The 15,412-nt window shown below is 51.5% G+C and carries 21 protein-coding genes and 1 pseudogene; 16 read left to right on the top strand and 6 right to left on the bottom strand.

From position 1 onward, the window contains the following. Nucleotides 1-5 precede the first annotated feature (5 nt). From secY to C7387_RS22455, 10 genes and pseudogenes are all read left to right on the top strand, one after another. Entirely contained in the window at nt 6-1,337 is a 1,332-nt protein-coding gene (gene secY / locus C7387_RS22500) for a preprotein translocase subunit SecY (protein WP_006817268.1), read from the top strand. Between the two features lie 31 nt (nt 1,338-1,368). Continuing rightward, nucleotides 1,369-1,485, top strand: a complete 117-nt coding sequence (gene rpmJ / locus C7387_RS22495) for a 50S ribosomal protein L36 (protein WP_000868187.1) — start codon at nt 1,369-1,371, stop codon at nt 1,483-1,485. A 147-nt stretch (nt 1,486-1,632) separates the two neighbouring features. Continuing rightward, nucleotides 1,633-1,989, top strand: coding sequence for a 30S ribosomal protein S13 (gene rpsM / locus C7387_RS22490; protein ID WP_038254013.1), 357 nt, complete (start codon nt 1,633-1,635; stop codon nt 1,987-1,989). 16 nt (nt 1,990-2,005) lie between these two features. Beyond that, complete coding sequence (gene rpsK, locus C7387_RS22485) at nt 2,006-2,395, top strand: 30S ribosomal protein S11 (protein ID WP_004388621.1); 390 nt, start codon at nt 2,006-2,008, stop codon at nt 2,393-2,395. Between the two features lie 34 nt (nt 2,396-2,429). Beyond that, on the top strand, nt 2,430-3,050 hold the full coding sequence (gene rpsD, locus C7387_RS22480; RefSeq protein WP_006817266.1) for a 30S ribosomal protein S4: 621 nt from the start codon (nt 2,430-2,432) through the stop codon (nt 3,048-3,050). 25 nt (nt 3,051-3,075) lie between these two features. Continuing rightward, nucleotides 3,076-4,065, top strand: a complete 990-nt coding sequence (locus C7387_RS22475; RefSeq protein ID WP_006817265.1) for a DNA-directed RNA polymerase subunit alpha — start codon at nt 3,076-3,078, stop codon at nt 4,063-4,065. A gap of 40 nt (nt 4,066-4,105) precedes the next feature. After that, on the top strand, nt 4,106-4,492 hold the full coding sequence (gene rplQ, locus C7387_RS22470; RefSeq protein ID WP_038254020.1) for a 50S ribosomal protein L17: 387 nt from the start codon (nt 4,106-4,108) through the stop codon (nt 4,490-4,492). Between the two features lie 108 nt (nt 4,493-4,600). After that, nucleotides 4,601-4,969, top strand: a complete 369-nt coding sequence (locus tag C7387_RS22465; protein ID WP_038254023.1) for a DnaJ family domain-containing protein — start codon at nt 4,601-4,603, stop codon at nt 4,967-4,969. 2 nt (nt 4,970-4,971) lie between these two features. Further along, nucleotides 4,972-5,388 carry a Zn(2+)-responsive transcriptional regulator gene (gene zntR, locus C7387_RS22460; RefSeq protein ID WP_006817262.1) on the top strand — a complete coding sequence of 139 codons (417 nt, stop codon included), beginning with the start codon at nt 4,972-4,974 and terminating at the stop codon, nt 5,386-5,388. A 57-nt stretch (nt 5,389-5,445) separates the two neighbouring features. Then, nucleotides 5,446-5,708: pseudogene (locus tag C7387_RS22455) on the top strand (alternative ribosome-rescue factor A). On the opposite strand, the gene mscL reads toward C7387_RS22455, so the two are convergent. From mscL to def, 5 genes are all read right to left on the bottom strand, one after another. Further along, nucleotides 5,662-6,072 (bottom strand): large-conductance mechanosensitive channel protein MscL, encoded by a 411-nt coding sequence (mscL, locus tag C7387_RS22450; RefSeq protein WP_006817260.1) that lies wholly within the window; start codon nt 6,070-6,072, stop codon nt 5,662-5,664. The pseudogene C7387_RS22455 and the gene mscL sit on opposite strands and share 47 nt — an antisense overlap. A 142-nt stretch (nt 6,073-6,214) precedes the next feature. Next, nucleotides 6,215-7,591: a Trk system potassium transporter TrkA gene (gene trkA / locus C7387_RS22445; protein WP_038254025.1), complete on the bottom strand. Its 1,377-nt coding sequence runs from the start codon at nt 7,589-7,591 to the stop codon at nt 6,215-6,217. 21 nt (nt 7,592-7,612) lie between these two features. Next, complete coding sequence (rsmB, locus tag C7387_RS22440; RefSeq protein WP_120817542.1) at nt 7,613-8,902, bottom strand: 16S rRNA (cytosine(967)-C(5))-methyltransferase RsmB; 1,290 nt, start codon at nt 8,900-8,902, stop codon at nt 7,613-7,615. 54 nt (nt 8,903-8,956) lie between these two features. Beyond that, complete coding sequence (fmt, locus tag C7387_RS22435; RefSeq protein ID WP_006817257.1) at nt 8,957-9,904, bottom strand: methionyl-tRNA formyltransferase; 948 nt, start codon at nt 9,902-9,904, stop codon at nt 8,957-8,959. A 14-nt stretch (nt 9,905-9,918) separates the two neighbouring features. Beyond that, nucleotides 9,919-10,428, bottom strand: coding sequence for a peptide deformylase (def, locus tag C7387_RS22430; RefSeq protein ID WP_006817256.1), 510 nt, complete (start codon nt 10,426-10,428; stop codon nt 9,919-9,921). Nucleotides 10,429-10,556: 128 nt separating this feature from the next. Between def and dprA the strand changes: the two genes are divergently transcribed. Genes dprA through C7387_RS22400 form a run of 6 tightly spaced genes read left to right on the top strand, consistent with a single transcriptional unit; the run spans nt 10,557 to nt 14,355 of the window. Then, the gene (gene dprA, locus C7387_RS22425; RefSeq protein WP_120817530.1) at nt 10,557-11,687 is read left to right on the top strand and encodes a DNA-protecting protein DprA; all 1,131 of its coding nucleotides are present in this window, start codon (nt 10,557-10,559) and stop codon (nt 11,685-11,687) included. Continuing rightward, nucleotides 11,659-12,132: a DUF494 family protein Smg gene (gene smg, locus C7387_RS22420; protein WP_038254032.1), complete on the top strand. Its 474-nt coding sequence runs from the start codon at nt 11,659-11,661 to the stop codon at nt 12,130-12,132. Before dprA ends, smg begins: the two co-directional genes overlap by 29 nt. Before the next feature lie 26 nt (nt 12,133-12,158). Continuing rightward, entirely contained in the window at nt 12,159-12,701 is a 543-nt protein-coding gene (locus C7387_RS22415) for a DNA topoisomerase family protein (protein ID WP_120817529.1), read from the top strand. A gap of 4 nt (nt 12,702-12,705) precedes the next feature. Next, a complete protein-coding gene (gene tsaC, locus C7387_RS22410; RefSeq protein WP_038254038.1) occupies nt 12,706-13,278 on the top strand; it encodes an L-threonylcarbamoyladenylate synthase type 1 TsaC in 573 nt (190 codons plus the stop codon). A 4-nt stretch (nt 13,279-13,282) separates the two neighbouring features. Further along, nucleotides 13,283-14,101, top strand: coding sequence for a shikimate dehydrogenase (gene aroE / locus C7387_RS22405; RefSeq protein ID WP_006817250.1), 819 nt, complete (start codon nt 13,283-13,285; stop codon nt 14,099-14,101). Continuing rightward, nucleotides 14,098-14,355: a DUF1488 family protein gene (locus C7387_RS22400; protein WP_006817249.1), complete on the top strand. Its 258-nt coding sequence runs from the start codon at nt 14,098-14,100 to the stop codon at nt 14,353-14,355. The genes aroE and C7387_RS22400 overlap by 4 nt, the downstream gene beginning before the upstream one ends. Here C7387_RS22400 and C7387_RS22395 read toward each other — a convergent pair. Then, a complete protein-coding gene (locus tag C7387_RS22395; RefSeq protein ID WP_120817528.1) occupies nt 14,331-14,885 on the bottom strand; it encodes a gamma carbonic anhydrase family protein in 555 nt (184 codons plus the stop codon). The two genes, C7387_RS22400 and C7387_RS22395, sit on opposite strands and share 25 nt — an antisense overlap. Nucleotides 14,886-15,412: the final 527 nt, after the last annotated feature.

The following is a 15,412-nucleotide window of genomic DNA, read 5'->3' as shown; positions in this document are numbered from 1 at the left end:
AGCAGATGGCTAAACAACCGGGATTAGATTTTCAAAGTGCCAAAGGCGGTTTTGGCGAACTGAAACGCAGACTTCTGTTTGTGATCGGTGCGCTGATTGTTTTCCGAATTGGCTCTTTTATTCCGATCCCTGGTATTGATGCCGCTGTACTTGCCAAACTGCTTGAGCAACAGCGAGGCACCATCATTGAAATGTTCAACATGTTCTCTGGTGGTGCTCTCAGCCGTGCTTCTATCTTTGCGCTGGGTATTATGCCGTACATTTCGGCCTCTATTATTATCCAGCTGCTGACGGTGGTTCACCCGACGCTGGCAGAGATTAAGAAGGAAGGGGAATCTGGCCGTCGTAAGATTAGCCAGTACACCCGCTACGGCACTCTGGTGCTGGCAATATTCCAGTCAATCGGTATTGCTACCGGTTTACCGAATATGCCTGGTATGCAGGGCCTGGTAATTAATCCAGGCTTTGCATTCTATTTCACCGCTGTTGTAAGTCTGGTCACAGGAACTATGTTCCTGATGTGGCTCGGCGAACAGATTACTGAGCGTGGTATCGGTAACGGTATCTCGATCATTATCTTCGCTGGCATCGTTGCGGGTCTCCCGCCAGCCATTGCCCACACTATCGAGCAAGCGCGTCAAGGCGACCTGCACTTCCTCCTGTTGCTATTGGTTGCAGTATTAGTATTTGCAGTGACCTTCTTTGTTGTCTTCGTTGAGCGTGGTCAACGCCGCATTGTGGTGAACTATGCGAAACGTCAGCAAGGTCGTCGTGTTTATGCTGCACAGAGCACACATTTGCCGCTGAAAGTGAATATGGCGGGTGTTATCCCGGCAATCTTCGCTTCCAGCATTATTCTGTTCCCGGCAACCATCGCGTCATGGTTCGGGGGCGGCACCGGTTGGAACTGGCTGACAACAATTTCGCTGTATTTGCAGCCTGGGCAACCGCTTTATGTGTTACTCTATGCGTCTGCAATCATATTCTTCTGTTTCTTCTACACGGCGTTGGTCTTCAACCCGCGTGAAACAGCAGATAACCTGAAGAAGTCCGGTGCATTTGTACCAGGAATTCGTCCGGGAGAGCAAACGGCGAAGTATATCGATAAAGTTATGACCCGCCTGACTTTGGTTGGTGCGTTGTACATTACCTTTATCTGCCTGATCCCGGAGTTCATGCGTGATGCAATGAAAGTACCGTTCTACTTCGGTGGTACGTCTCTGCTTATCGTTGTTGTCGTGATTATGGACTTTATGGCTCAAGTGCAAACTCTGATGATGTCCAGTCAGTATGAGTCTGCATTGAAGAAGGCGAACCTGAAAGGCTACGGCCGCTAACAGGGCGCCCGAGAAGTTACGGAGAGTAAAAATGAAAGTTCGTGCTTCCGTCAAGAAATTATGCCGTAACTGCAAAATCGTTAAGCGTGATGGTGTCATCCGTGTGATTTGCAGTGCGGAGCCGAAACATAAACAGCGTCAAGGCTGATTTATTTCGCATATTTTTCTTGCAAAGTTGGGTTGAGCTGGCTAGATTAGCCAGCCAATCTTTTGTATGTCTGTACGTTTCCATTTGAGTATCCTGAAAACGGGCTTTTCAGCATGGTGCGTACAATTCAAATAGTAGGAGTGCATAGTGGCCCGTATAGCAGGCATTAACATTCCTGATCACAAACATACCGTAATCGCATTAACTGCTATTTTCGGTATCGGCAAGACCCGTTCCAAGGCTATCTGTGCCTCTACGGGGATCGCTGAAAATGTTAAGATCAGTGAGCTGTCTGAAGAACAAATCGAGCAGCTGCGTGAAGCAGTTGGTGGATTTGTCGTTGAAGGTGATCTGCGTCGTGAAATCACCCTGAGCATCAAGCGTCTGATGGACCTTGGTTGCTACCGTGGTTTGCGTCATCGTCGTGGTCTTCCGGTTCGCGGTCAGCGCACCAAGACCAACGCACGTACCCGTAAGGGTCCGCGCAAACCGATCAAGAAATAATCGGGGTGATTGAATAATGGCAAAGGCACCAGTTCGTGCACGTAAGCGTGTAAGAAAACAAGTCTCTGACGGCGTGGCTCATATCCATGCTTCTTTCAACAACACCATCGTTACTATTACTGATCGTCAGGGTAACGCTTTGGGTTGGGCAACAGCCGGTGGTTCCGGTTTCCGTGGTTCACGTAAATCAACTCCGTTTGCAGCTCAGGTTGCAGCAGAGCGTTGCGCTGAAGCCGTAAAAGAATACGGCATCAAGAATCTGGAAGTTATGGTTAAGGGACCGGGTCCAGGTCGCGAATCTACTATTCGTGCTCTGAACGCCGCTGGTTTCCGCATCACTAATATTACTGATGTGACTCCGATCCCTCACAACGGTTGTCGTCCGCCGAAAAAACGTCGCGTATAACGCGGTCGTTTTCTAGGATTGTTGGAGAAAGAAAATGGCAAGATATTTGGGTCCTAAGCTCAAGCTGAGCCGTCGCGAGGGCACAGACCTCTTCCTGAAGTCTGGCGTTCGCGCGATCGATACCAAGTGTAAAATTGAACAAGCTCCTGGCCAGCACGGTGCGCGTAAACCGCGTCTGTCTGACTATGGTGTGCAGTTGCGTGAAAAGCAGAAAGTTCGCCGCATCTACGGTGTGCTGGAGCGTCAGTTCCGTAACTACTATAAAGAAGCAGCACGTCTGAAAGGCAACACCGGTGAAAACCTGTTGGCTCTGCTGGAAGGTCGTCTGGACAACGTTGTATACCGTATGGGCTTCGGCGCCACTCGTGCTGAATCACGTCAGCTGGTTAGCCACAAAGCTATCATGGTAAACGGTCGTGTTGTTAACATCGCTTCTTATCAGGTTAAAGCGAATGACGTTGTCAGCGTTCGTGAGAAAGCGAAAAAGCAATCTCGCGTGAAAGCAGCCCTGGAGCTGTCTGAGCAGCGTGAAAAGCCAACCTGGCTGGAAGTTGATGCTGGCAAGATGGAAGGTACGTTCAAGCGTCAGCCGGAGCGTTCTGATCTGTCTGCGGACATTAACGAACACCTGATCGTCGAGCTTTACTCCAAGTAAGGCTTAGCACCAAAGAGAGGACACAATGCAGGGTTCTGTGACAGAGTTTCTAAAACCGCGCCTGGTAGATATCGAGCAAGTGAGTTCGACGCACGCCAAGGTGACCCTTGAACCTTTAGAGCGTGGCTTTGGCCATACTCTGGGTAACGCACTGCGCCGTATTCTGCTTTCATCGATGCCGGGTTGCGCGGTGACTGAGGTTGAGATTGATGGTGTACTACATGAGTACAGCACCAAAGAAGGCGTTCAGGAAGACATCCTGGAAATCCTGCTCAACCTGAAAGGGCTGGCGGTGAAAGTTCAGGGTAAAGATGAAGTTATTCTTACTCTGAATAAATCTGGCATTGGCCCTGTAACCGCAGCCGACATTACCCACGACGGTGATGTCGAAATCGTCAAGCCGCAGCACGTGATCTGCCACCTGACCGATGAGAACGCAGCTATTAGCATGCGTATCAAAGTTCAGCGCGGTCGCGGTTATGTGCCGGCTTCTGCCCGAATTCATTCGGAAGAAGATGAGCGCCCAATCGGCCGTCTGCTGGTCGACGCCTGCTACAGCCCTGTAGAGCGTATTGCCTACAATGTTGAAGCAGCGCGTGTAGAACAGCGTACCGACCTGGACAAGCTGGTCATCGAAATGGAAACCAACGGCACAATCGATCCTGAAGAGGCGATTCGTCGTGCGGCAACCATCCTGGCAGAACAACTGGAAGCTTTCGTTGATTTACGTGATGTACGTCAGCCGGAAGTGAAAGAAGAGAAACCAGAATTCGATCCGATCCTGCTGCGCCCTGTTGACGATCTGGAATTGACTGTCCGCTCTGCTAACTGCCTTAAGGCAGAAGCTATCCACTATATCGGTGATCTGGTACAGCGTACCGAGGTTGAGTTGCTGAAAACGCCGAACCTGGGTAAAAAATCTCTTACTGAGATTAAAGACGTGCTGGCCTCCCGTGGTCTGTCTCTGGGCATGCGCCTGGAAAACTGGCCACCGGCAAGCATTGCTGACGAGTAACCGGATCACAGGTTAAGGTTTTACTGAGAAGGATAAGGTCATGCGCCATCGTAAGAGTGGTCGTCAACTGAACCGCAACAGCAGCCATCGCCAGGCTATGTTCCGCAACATGGCAGGTTCGCTGGTTCGTCATGAAATCATCAAGACGACCCTGCCGAAAGCGAAAGAACTGCGTCGCGTAGTTGAGCCGCTGATTACTCTTGCCAAGACTGATAGCGTTGCTAATCGTCGTCTGGCATTCGCCCGTACTCGTGATAACGAGATCGTGGCAAAACTGTTTAACGAGCTGGGCCCGCGTTTCGCGAGCCGCGCCGGTGGTTACACTCGCATCATGAAGTGTGGCTTCCGTGCAGGCGACAACGCGCCGATGGCATACATCGAGCTGGTTGATCGTGCTGAGCCGAAAGCAGAAGCTGCTGCAGAGTAATTTGTAGTATCGTAAAAAAACCCGCCTCGGCGGGTTTTTTTATATCCAGCGAATCCCCACCATCCTACAATCAGCGTATTCTTTTTGTTCAACCTCTGGAGCCGATGTATGTGGTTGCTTGACCAGTGGGCGGAACGCCATATTCAGGATGCCCAGAAAAAAGGCGACTTTGAGAACCTCCCCGGCAGCGGTGAGCCCTTAGTCCTTGAAGACGATTCGCACATTCCTGAAGAACTTCGCGCCGGATATCGCCTGCTTAAAAATGCCGGTTGTTTGCCCCCTGAACTCGAAGCACGTAAAGAGGCGCTTGCCCTGAACGATCTTCTGAAGAGCGTTCGTAAAGATGAGCCGCAGTATCAGGAGATAAGTCGAAGACTGGCACTGCTTGAACTTAAGCTACGTCAGGCGGGTCTCAGTACTGATTTCCTGCAGGGCGAATACAGCGAAAAGTTGATGAACAAGATTAACGAGGAGTAACTATGTATCGTATTGGTGAGCTTGCAAAGCTGGCGGATGTCACGCCGGATACCATTCGCTACTATGAAAAGCAACAGATGATGGCCCATGATGTCCGTACTGAAGGCGGGTTTCGTCTGTATACGGATAACGATCTGCAGCGTCTGCGCTTTATCCGTTATGCAAGACAGTTGGGCTTTACACTGGAATCGATCCGCGAACTTTTGTCGATCCGCATCGATCCTGAACACCATACTTGCCAGGAGTCCAAGGGGATTGTGCAGGCTCGTTTGAGTGAAGTCGAAGCGCGTATCGAAGAGCTGCAGTCAATGCGCCGGTCGTTGCAACGGCTGAATGATGCCTGTTGTGGTAGTGCACACAGCAGCGTCTATTGTTCTATTCTTGAAGCCCTGGAACAGGGAGCGAGTACACCACGTTGATTCGCAATAGCGGCAGGATTATACTGCAGCCGTTTGAACACACAATCTGGAGAGTCTATGAGCCACTATCAGCATCGTAAAGGGCAGATAAAGGACAATGCTATCGAAGCATTATTACACGACCCGCTGTTTCGCCAGCGTGTAGAGAAGAATAAGAAAGGGAAAGGGAGTTATCTACGTAAAGGAAAACACGGCAACAGAGGTAACTGGGAGGCCAGTGGCAAGAGAGCAAATGCTTTTTTACCACTGGCCTTCTGGTTTTAACGCTCCAGATCAGGAACGGTCTTTTTGTTCTTTTAACAGATCACGAATTTCAGTAAGCAGTACTTCTTCTTTCGTCGGAACAGGATCGGCAGCCGGCTCTTCTTTCTTACGATTCAACTGATTGATAGCTTTGATGGCCATAAAAATAGCGAATGCCACAATCACGAAGTCGAAGATATTCTGAATAAATACACCGTAATGCATGACCACTGCAGGTACATCGCCCTGTGCGGCACGCAATGTGACGGCAAACTGCTTAAAGTCGACACCACCGATTAACAAGCCCAACGGTGGCATAATGATATCGGCAACCAGCGATGAAACAATCTTGCCGAATGCAGCACCAATAATTACACCGACGGCTAAATCAACCACGTTCCCGCGCATCGCGAAGTCGCGAAACTCTTTAATAATGCTCATTTTCTTCTCCCTGGAAAGCTGACGTTAATAAGTTTAACAAATGTTAAGGCAATTTCCATTTATCGATTGTGTTTGGTTGAATAATTTAAACCGCAATAAATACAAGGTAATAAAAAAGGGTGCCGAAAAGCACCCTCGATAATTAGAGGAAAAAGGGACTGGGCTGGAACAGACGCTCTACGTCGGTAATAAACTTTTTATCGGTCAGGAACATAATAACGTGGTCACCCTGCTCGATGCGTAAGTTGTCATTGGCGATCATCACATCGTTACCGCGAACCACCGCACCAATAATGGTTCCTGGCGGCAGTTTAATTTCGTCAATTACGCGACCAACCACTCGGGACGTCGTTTCATCACCGTGGGCGACGGCCTCAATAGCTTCCGCAACGCCACGGCGCAGGGAAGAAACTCCTACGATATCTGCTTTACGCACATGGCTTAGCAAGGCTGAAATGGTGGCTTGCTGCGGGGAGATCGCAATATCGATAACGCTACCCTGTACCAGATCAACATAGGCTTTACGCTGGATTAGCACCATCACCTTCTTGGCACCCATACGCTTGGCGAGCATCGCTGACATGATGTTAGCTTCGTCATCGTTAGTGACGGCGATAAACAGATCGACCTGATCGATATGTTCTTCCATCAGCAATTCTTGATCCGAAGCGTCACCAAAGAAGACGATCGTATTCTGCAGCTTTTCCGCAAGCTCCGCAGCGCGCTGCTGATCGCGTTCGATAAGCTTAACGCTGTAATCTTTTTCCAGCCGATGAGCCAACCCTGCACCGATGTTGCCACCACCGACTAACATAATGCGTTTGTAGGGTTTTTCCAGACGCTGGAGCTCACTCATGACCGCGCGGATATGCTGTGAAGCGGCAATGAAAAAGACTTCATCGCCTGCTTCGACAATAGTTGAACCCTGGGGGCGAATCGGAGTGTCGTGACGGAAAATAGCGGCCACACGTGTATCAATATGCGGCATGTGCTCACGCATAGTGGAGAGTGCATTACCAACCAGCGGCCCGCCATAATAGGCTTTTACCACGGCAAGGCTGACTTTCCCTTCGGCAAAATTCACCACCTGCAGTGCGCCAGGATACTCAATTAAGCGATAGATGCTGTCGATAACCAGCTGTTCAGGTGCGATCAAGTGATCGATTGGCACAGCCTCAGAGTGGAACAGCTTATCGGCATCGCGAACATAGTCGGGGGCGCGGATACGAGCAATGCGATTTGGGGTATTGAACAGTGAAAAGGCGACCTGACAGGCCACCATGTTTGTTTCATCTGAACTGGTTACCGCGACGAGCATGTCTGCGTCGTCCGCACCGGCCTCACGTAATACACGGGGGTGGGAACCATGCCCCTGTACAACACGAAGATCGAATTTGTCCTGTAACGTACGCAGGCGATCGCCATTCGTATCGACAACGGTGATATCGTTGTTCTCGCCAACCAGGTTTTCTGCCAGTGTGCCGCCAACCTGGCCTGCACCCAGAATGATAATTTTCATCAGCAGCGATCCGTTAGTTCATCATTTCTTGATTAGCTTAGCGTAAAAGAAGCCATCGCCGTCTTCTGCGCCCGGCAGGTTCTGTATGCCAGGTTGTTCCTGAGTACCGGTGTCACTGAGTACCGCATCCGGTGTCCGCTCGAGGAATGCCCGAACCTGTTCGCAGTTTTCTTCAGGGAGAATAGAACAGGTTGCGTAAACCAACGTGCCACCAGATTTCAGATGCGGCCATATTGCATCCAGAATTTCGCGCTGCAGACCGGCAAGTTCAGGGATATCACGATCGCGGCGTAGCCATTTAATATCCGGATGGCGACGAATTACGCCTGTTGCCGAGCAGGGAGCATCGAGCAGAATGCGATCAAACTGCTGTTCGCCGCACCACTGCGCTGGATAACGACCATCACCCTGTTTAACCTGTGCTTTCATGCCCAGGCGTTTGAGGTTGTCATAAACGCGGGAAAGGCGAGCTTCATCGACGTCGACTGCCAGAACGTTTGCTTCAGGTGCCACTTCGAGTATATGTGTCGTTTTGCCACCGGGTGCAGCACATAAATCGAGGATCTGCTCCCCGTTTTCCGGCGTAAGCCAGGTCATGCAACCTTGTGCTGAAGCGTCCTGCACTGTTACCCAGCCGTCATCAAAACCTGGAAGTGCGTGAACCGGTGCCGGGGTTTCCAGTCTGACGGCATCCGGGTAGTCCGGATGGGGGAAACCGTTTAATCCTGCTTCTTCCAGCAATTGCATCCAGGCATCGCGGCTGTGATGCTTGCGGTTAACGCGCAGCCACATCGGAGGGCGCTGATTGTTTGCCTCGACGATGGATTCCCACTGCTGCGGGTAGGCGTTCTTGATGCGTTTCAGGAGCCAGGAAGGGTGCAGGAAGCGGGTCTCATTTTGTGCAAATTCGGCCAGCAGTTCCTCTTGCTGACGCTGAAACTGACGTAGCACACCGTTGATAAGCCCTTTCAACTGCGGACGTTTAACCGCAACGGCTCCTTCCACCGTTTCAGCCAGTGCGGCGTGGGCAGGAATTCTGGTATACAGCAGTTGATAAAAGCCAACAATGATCAGGTAATGGATAGTGCGCTGCTTACCGGTCATTGGACGGGCCATCAGCTTTGTCACCAGCCAGTTCAGCTGCGGCAGGGTACGTAACACGCCGTAGCACAGCTCCTGCAGCAGCGCTTTATCTTTATCCGAGACTTTTTGCTGTAGCGGCGGCAAAACGTTGCTGAGAGACTGCCCATTCTCAACAACCTGTTCCAGAGCCTGCGCTGCAAGACTGCGTAAATTTAGATTTTTTTTCATAACCGCAAAAATAAAAAGGCCCGGGAACACCGGGCTGATTGTCGTGGCCGAATATCAGGCGAGACGGTTGCCAGGAATAAACCATTCCCGACGTGAGTTCAGCAGATCCTGAGCGCTCATCGCTTTTTTGCCGGCAGGCTGTAGCGATAGCAGGTTAAGGATACCTTTACCGGTAGCGACCTGAATTCCCTGTTTGTTAGCATCAACAATGGTACCCGGATCGGCGCTGGTTTCGGCGTCAATTACCGATGCTTGCCATATTTTCACCGGCTGCTCATCGATAACGACATAGCTCATCGGCCAGGGGTTAAATGCGCGGATGCAGCGTTCAAGCTGTTCAGCAGGCAGAGACCAGTCGATGCGGGCTTCTTCTTTACTCAGCTTCTCGGCATAGGTCACCAGTGACTCATCCTGAACTTCAGGTGCAGCACGATGGTTGGCAAGCTGATTCAGCGTTTCCAGCAGGCCGTCCGGACCGAGCTCAGCAAGCTTATCGTACAGCGATGCGCTGGTATCTTCGGCCGTGATGGGGCAGGAGAGCTTAAACAGCATGTCGCCGGTATCAAGGCCAACATCCATTTGCATAATAGTCACGCCGGTTTCTTGGTCACCCGCCCAGAGCGCGCGCTGGATAGGCGCAGCACCGCGCCAGCGCGGGAGGAGAGAACCATGCACGTTGATACAACCGAGGCGTGGCATATCCAGAACTGCTTTTGGCAGGATGAGCCCATAGGCGACAACGACCATGACGTCAGCGTTCAGGTCGGCAACGAGCTGCTGGTTTTCCTGCGGGCGTAACGAAACCGGTTGGAAAACCGGCAGACCTTTTTCTTCCGCCAGCGCTTTTACCGGGCTCGGCATCAGCTTTTTGCCACGGCCTGCCGGGCGATCGGGCTGGGTAAACACGCCGACAATCTGATGTTCAGACGACAACAGCGCGTCAAGATGACGCGCTGCAAAGTCAGGTGTACCCGCAAAAATAATACGTAGTGAGTCTGACACGTTGGTGATTATCCTTAAGCTCGCGCGTTTAAACGGTCGAGTTTTTCCACTTTCTGACGAATGCGTTGCTGCTTCAGCGGCGACAAATAGTCGATGAACAGCTTGCCAACCAGGTGGTCCATTTCATGCTGGATACAAATAGCCAGCAGACCATCGGCTTCCAGTTCGAACGGTTTGCCGTCGCGATCCAGAGCGCTGATTTTCACTGTCTCAGCACGAGGTACCAGAGCGCGCTGCTCGGGAATTGACAGGCAACCTTCTTCAATGCCCGTTTCACCGCTCTTCTCGAGCAGCGTCGGGTTAATCAGTACCAGACGTTCGTCGCGATTTTCCGAAACGTCGATAACGATAATTCGCTGATGGATATCCACCTGCGTTGCCGCGAGGCCAATACCTTCTTCGGCGTACATGGTATCGAACATATCATCAACGATACGCTGAATATCTGCATTCACTTCTTTGACCGGCTCTGCGACTTTGCGAAGACGCTCGTCCGGAATATGTAACACATGCAAAACTGCCATAAATCTCCAGAGTCGTGTTCAGGAGTTGAAAAGATTATGTCCTCTATTCTAGACAAAACACCACCCGATTGACAGCATCACTGACCAATCGCAAGGATTGCCAGAGCCGCCTGTGGCAGGGAGATCGGATGATATCGACAGAGGTAGTTTTACGCCTGATAGCCGTCATGGATTTGTATGGTGACAGGATGCTAAAGCTCATCAATACGTTAACCCCAGTACCAGCGTCAGAGATAGATTATTCACTGTTGCAACGGGTGGGGCTTAGCGCAAAACAGGCACAGCGTTTTCTGGCAGTGACGGAACGGGAGATTGAGCACAGCCTGCACTGGCTTGAGCACCCGGAGCACCATTTGCTGTTGGCGGATGACGAGAGTTATCCGGGCGCTCTTCGGGCTATCGCCGATTATCCTGCTGCGCTGCTGGTTGAAGGCTGGCTGGAACCGTTGTGCTCGGTGCAGCTGGCAGTCGTGGGGAGTAGGGTTCCTTCGTGGTACGGCGAACGCTGGGGACGCTATTTTTGCGAGTCGCTGGCATGCCGTGGATTAACAATAACCAGCGGACTGGCGTTGGGCATTGATGGCGTCGCACACCGGGCAGCGCTGAGTGGTGAGGGGAAAACTATTGCAGTACTGGGATGTGGGTTAACCAGTATCTACCCGCGTCGGCATGTGTCGCTTGCCAGACAGATTGTTGCAAAGGGTGGTGCGCTTGTTTCCGAATTTCCTTTATCTGAGCCTCCATTGGCGCGTCACTTTCCCCGGCGTAACCGAATCATCAGCGGACTCAGCCAGGGGGTACTGGTCATCGAAGCGGCACTGAAAAGTGGCTCATTGGTAACGGCGCGCTGCGCAGCCGATCAGGGAAGGGAAGTTTTCGCGATCCCAGGACCATTAGGAAACCCGGGAGCAGAGGGGCCGCACTGGCTAATTCGCCAGGGGGCTACGCTTGTGAGCACGCCGGAAGAGATCCTTGAAAATTTGCAATATGGGCTGCAATGGCTGCCAGATGAGACTGAAAAATCAAATTATTCACCGGATCACCTGGGTGTGGCATTGCCATTTCCTGAGCTCCTGGCTAACGTAGGAGATGAGGTAACACCTGTTGACGTCGTCGCTGAACGTGCCGGCCAACCTGTGCCAGTAACGGTGGCCCAGCTACTCGAACTGGAGTTAGCAGGATGGATCGCAGCTGTACCCGGCGGCTATGTCCGATTGAGGAGGGCATGCCATGTTCGACGTACTAATGTATTTGTTTGAGACTTACATCCACAACGAAGCTGAAATGCGCGTGGATCAGGACAAACTGACGCGGGATCTCACCGACGCCGGTTTTGATCGTGAGGACATTTATAACGCGCTACTGTGGCTGGAAAAGCTCGCTGACTATCAGGAAGGCCTCGCCGAACCGATGCAGCTCGCTTCTGATCCACTCTCTCTTCGCATTTATACCGAAGAAGAGTGTCAACGGCTGGATGCCAGTTGCCGGGGATTCTTGTTATTCCTGGAGCAGATTCAGGTGCTAAACCTCGAAACGCGTGAAATGGTGATTGAGCGCGTCATGGCACTGGATACCGCAGATTTCGATCTGGAAGACCTGAAATGGGTCATTCTGATGGTGCTGTTTAATATCCCAGGCTGTGAAAACGCGTATCAGCAGATGGAAGAATTACTCTTTGAAGTGAATGAAGGTATGCTGCACTAATCATTTATGCAGCAGTAAGAGTTGTTATGGCCAAATCAGCACTGTTTTCGGTGCCCAAAAATGAGCCCTGCCCTCAGTGTGGGGCCGAACTGGTTATCCGTTCCGGGAAACACGGTCCGTTTCTCGGCTGTTCCCATTATCCAGAATGTGACTATGTCCGTCCCCTGAAGAGTCAGGCGGACGGACATATTGTTAAAGTTCTGGAGGGGCAGCTTTGTCCGCTTTGCAATGCAGAACTGGTTCTACGCCAGGGGCGTTTCGGTATGTTTATCGGCTGTAGTCGCTATCCGGAATGCCAGCATACCGAGGTCATCGATAAACCGGATGACACCTCTATTACTTGCCCGCAGTGTCAGCGCGGCCAGCTTGTACAGCGTCGTTCGCGTTATGGGAAAACATTCCACTCCTGCGATCGCTATCCAGACTGTCAGTTTGTCATCAATTTTAAACCGGTAGCGGGTGAATGCCCTGAATGTCATTATCCGTTACTGATAGATAAGAAAACCGCGCAGGGCGTAAAGCGTTTCTGTGCCAGTAAACAATGTGGAAAGCCGATAACGGCGGAATAAACCCGTGAATAAGAACCTGCCATCAGACTCCGTGTCCCATGCCGTCGCGGTGCTGAATAAAGAAGAAGTCATCGCCTATCCAACAGAAGCGGTATTCGGTGTCGGTTGCGATCCTGACAGCGAAGCCGCCGTGATGAAGCTGCTGGATCTGAAACAGCGCCCGGTAGAGAAAGGATTGATCCTGATTGCTGCCGACTACGAGCAGCTCAAGCCTTATATAGATGATGCCATGCTGTCCCCGGCGCAACGGGAAGCGGTGTTTAGCTGTTGGCCAGGCCCGGTGACGTTTGTGTTCCCGGCGAAAGCCAGCACACCGCGTTGGCTGACAGGCCGTTTTGATTCTTTGGCCGTGCGCGTGACCGACCACCCGCTGGTGGTGGAATTGTGCCGGGCTTACGGGAAACCGCTGGTGTCCACCAGTGCTAATTTGACCGGGCAGCCGCCGTGCCGTACAACCGAAGAGGTGCGTCTGCAGTTTGGTGACCGCTTCCCAGTGGTAGATGGCGAGACCGGCGGCCGTCTGAACCCTTCTGAAATCCGTGATGCCCTGACGGGCGAACGCTTCCGCCAGGGATAAGAGAATGGAAACCTACGCTGTTTTCGGTAACCCCATCGCGCATAGCAAATCGCCGACTATCCATCAGCAGTTTGCTGAACAGCTGCACATTGATCATCCTTATGGCCGTGTTCTGGCACCTCTTGATGCCTTTGTCGAAACGCTGAATGCTTTTTTTGACAACGGCGGGCGTGGTGCGAATGTAACGGTTCCCTTTAAAGAGGCCGCTTTTGCTCGTGCGGATGAATTGACCGAACGTGCCGCATTGGCGGGGGCAGTGAATACCCTGAAGCGTCTGGAAGATGGGCGCCTTCTGGGTGACAACACAGATGGGATCGGCCTGTTAAGCGATCTTGAGCGTCTTGCCTTTATAAAGAAAGGAAGTCGTATTCTGTTGATTGGTGCTGGTGGTGCAGCTCGTGGCGTACTGTTGCCGCTACTGTCATTAGATTGCGCAGTGACAATTGTGAACCGCACTTTCTCACGCGCACAGGAACTGGCGCAGATCTTTGCTCACACCGGGAGCGTTAGCGCAGCCCAGATGAACGAGCTGGATGGACGTGAGTTCGATCTGATAATCAACGCCACCTCAAGCGGGATCGGTGGTGAAGTGCCAGCTATCCCTGCATCCATCATTAATGCACATGTACGCTGCTACGACATGTTCTATCAGAAAGGAACTACGCCATTTCTGAACTGGTGCGAGCAGCATGGTGCGAAACAGTGTGCTGATGGACTCGGTATGCTGGTCGCGCAGGCGGCACATGCGGTTTTACTGTGGCACGGTGTACTTCCGGAGATAACCCCGGTGATCGGCGTCCTGTCCCGAGAGCTGCAGGCGTGAACCAGGCGATTCAGTTCCCGGATCGGGAAACCTGGGATGAAGCGTTGTGTGCGGTAGTCTTTCCGGTATTAGTGAATGGTATGCAGCTGAGCTGTGCCATTAAAGGAGAGAGTCTGGCGCATCGCTATGGTGGCGATACGCCAGCGGTCTGGCTTTCATCCTTTCGTGATAATCGATGGGATTTAGAAGATGAAGCCGAACAGGCTATCCGCGATGAGCGGGAAGATAGTCAGGGATGGGTCTGGCTTTCTTGATTAAGATACTCGTCTTTCCATTTCACATAGTTGTTTGCCGAATACCTCAGACCTTCTAACTCCGCCGCCTTCAGGGGGCGGATCTGTTTTACTGGACTCCCCAGATACAGATATCCACTTTCCAGACGTTTGTTTTGTGGCACCAGGCTGCCAGCGCCAATCATCACGTCATCTTCTATTACTACGCCATCCAGTAGAATTGATCCCATACCAACCAGTACCCGATTGCCGATCGTGCAGCCATGCAGCATGACTTTATGCCCCACGGTGACGTCTTCACCGACGATGAGCGGATTACCCTCCGGATTATATGAAGACTTGTGAGTCACGTGCAGTACGCTGCCGTCCTGGATATTACTACGAGCCCCAATCCTGATGTAATTCACATCACCACGAATTGCGACCAGTGGCCAAATGCTCACATCGTCAGCAATTCGTACGTCTCCAACAACAACGCTGGAAGGATCGATCATCACGCGTTGGCCTAAATCCGGGGACAACCCTTTATATGATCGTAATTTTGCGGACATGGTTACCTCATTAAATGCATTTCATCAGGTGTCAGTGGTGGCGGTTTACGCCTTCTGCAGGCCCTTTGCCTGCTAAAAATTGAGCAGATCGTACAGGATCACCGCAAAAAGCCTGAAAAAACATCAAACAGAAAAAAAGATCCGAAAAAGGCTTGTGCAAAAAAATGGGATCCCTATAATGCGCCTCCATCGACACGGAACAACGGCAAACAAGCCGCCGGGTTGAAAGAGTTTCTCCGGAAATTCTGCCAGAGAAAAGCGAAAATAATCGCTTGACTCTGAAGGAGGAAAGCGTAATATACGCCACCTCGCGACAGAGCGCCAAGGCGCGTCGCAACTGCTCTTTAACAATTTATCAGACAATCTGTGTGGGCACTCAAAGTGACATGGATTCTTAACGTCCTCGGACGAAAAATGAATACCAAGTCTCAAAGAGTGAACACGTAATTCATTACGAAGTTTAATTCTACGAGCATCAAACTTAAATTGAAGAGTTTGATCATGGCTCAGATTGAACGCTGGCGGCA

This window comes from Yokenella regensburgei, assembly GCF_003634235.1.
GTDB lineage: Bacteria > Pseudomonadota > Gammaproteobacteria > Enterobacterales > Enterobacteriaceae > Yokenella > Yokenella regensburgei.
Note: the sequence above shows the minus strand (reverse complement) of the source record. Positions and strands in the feature narration are given on the sequence as shown.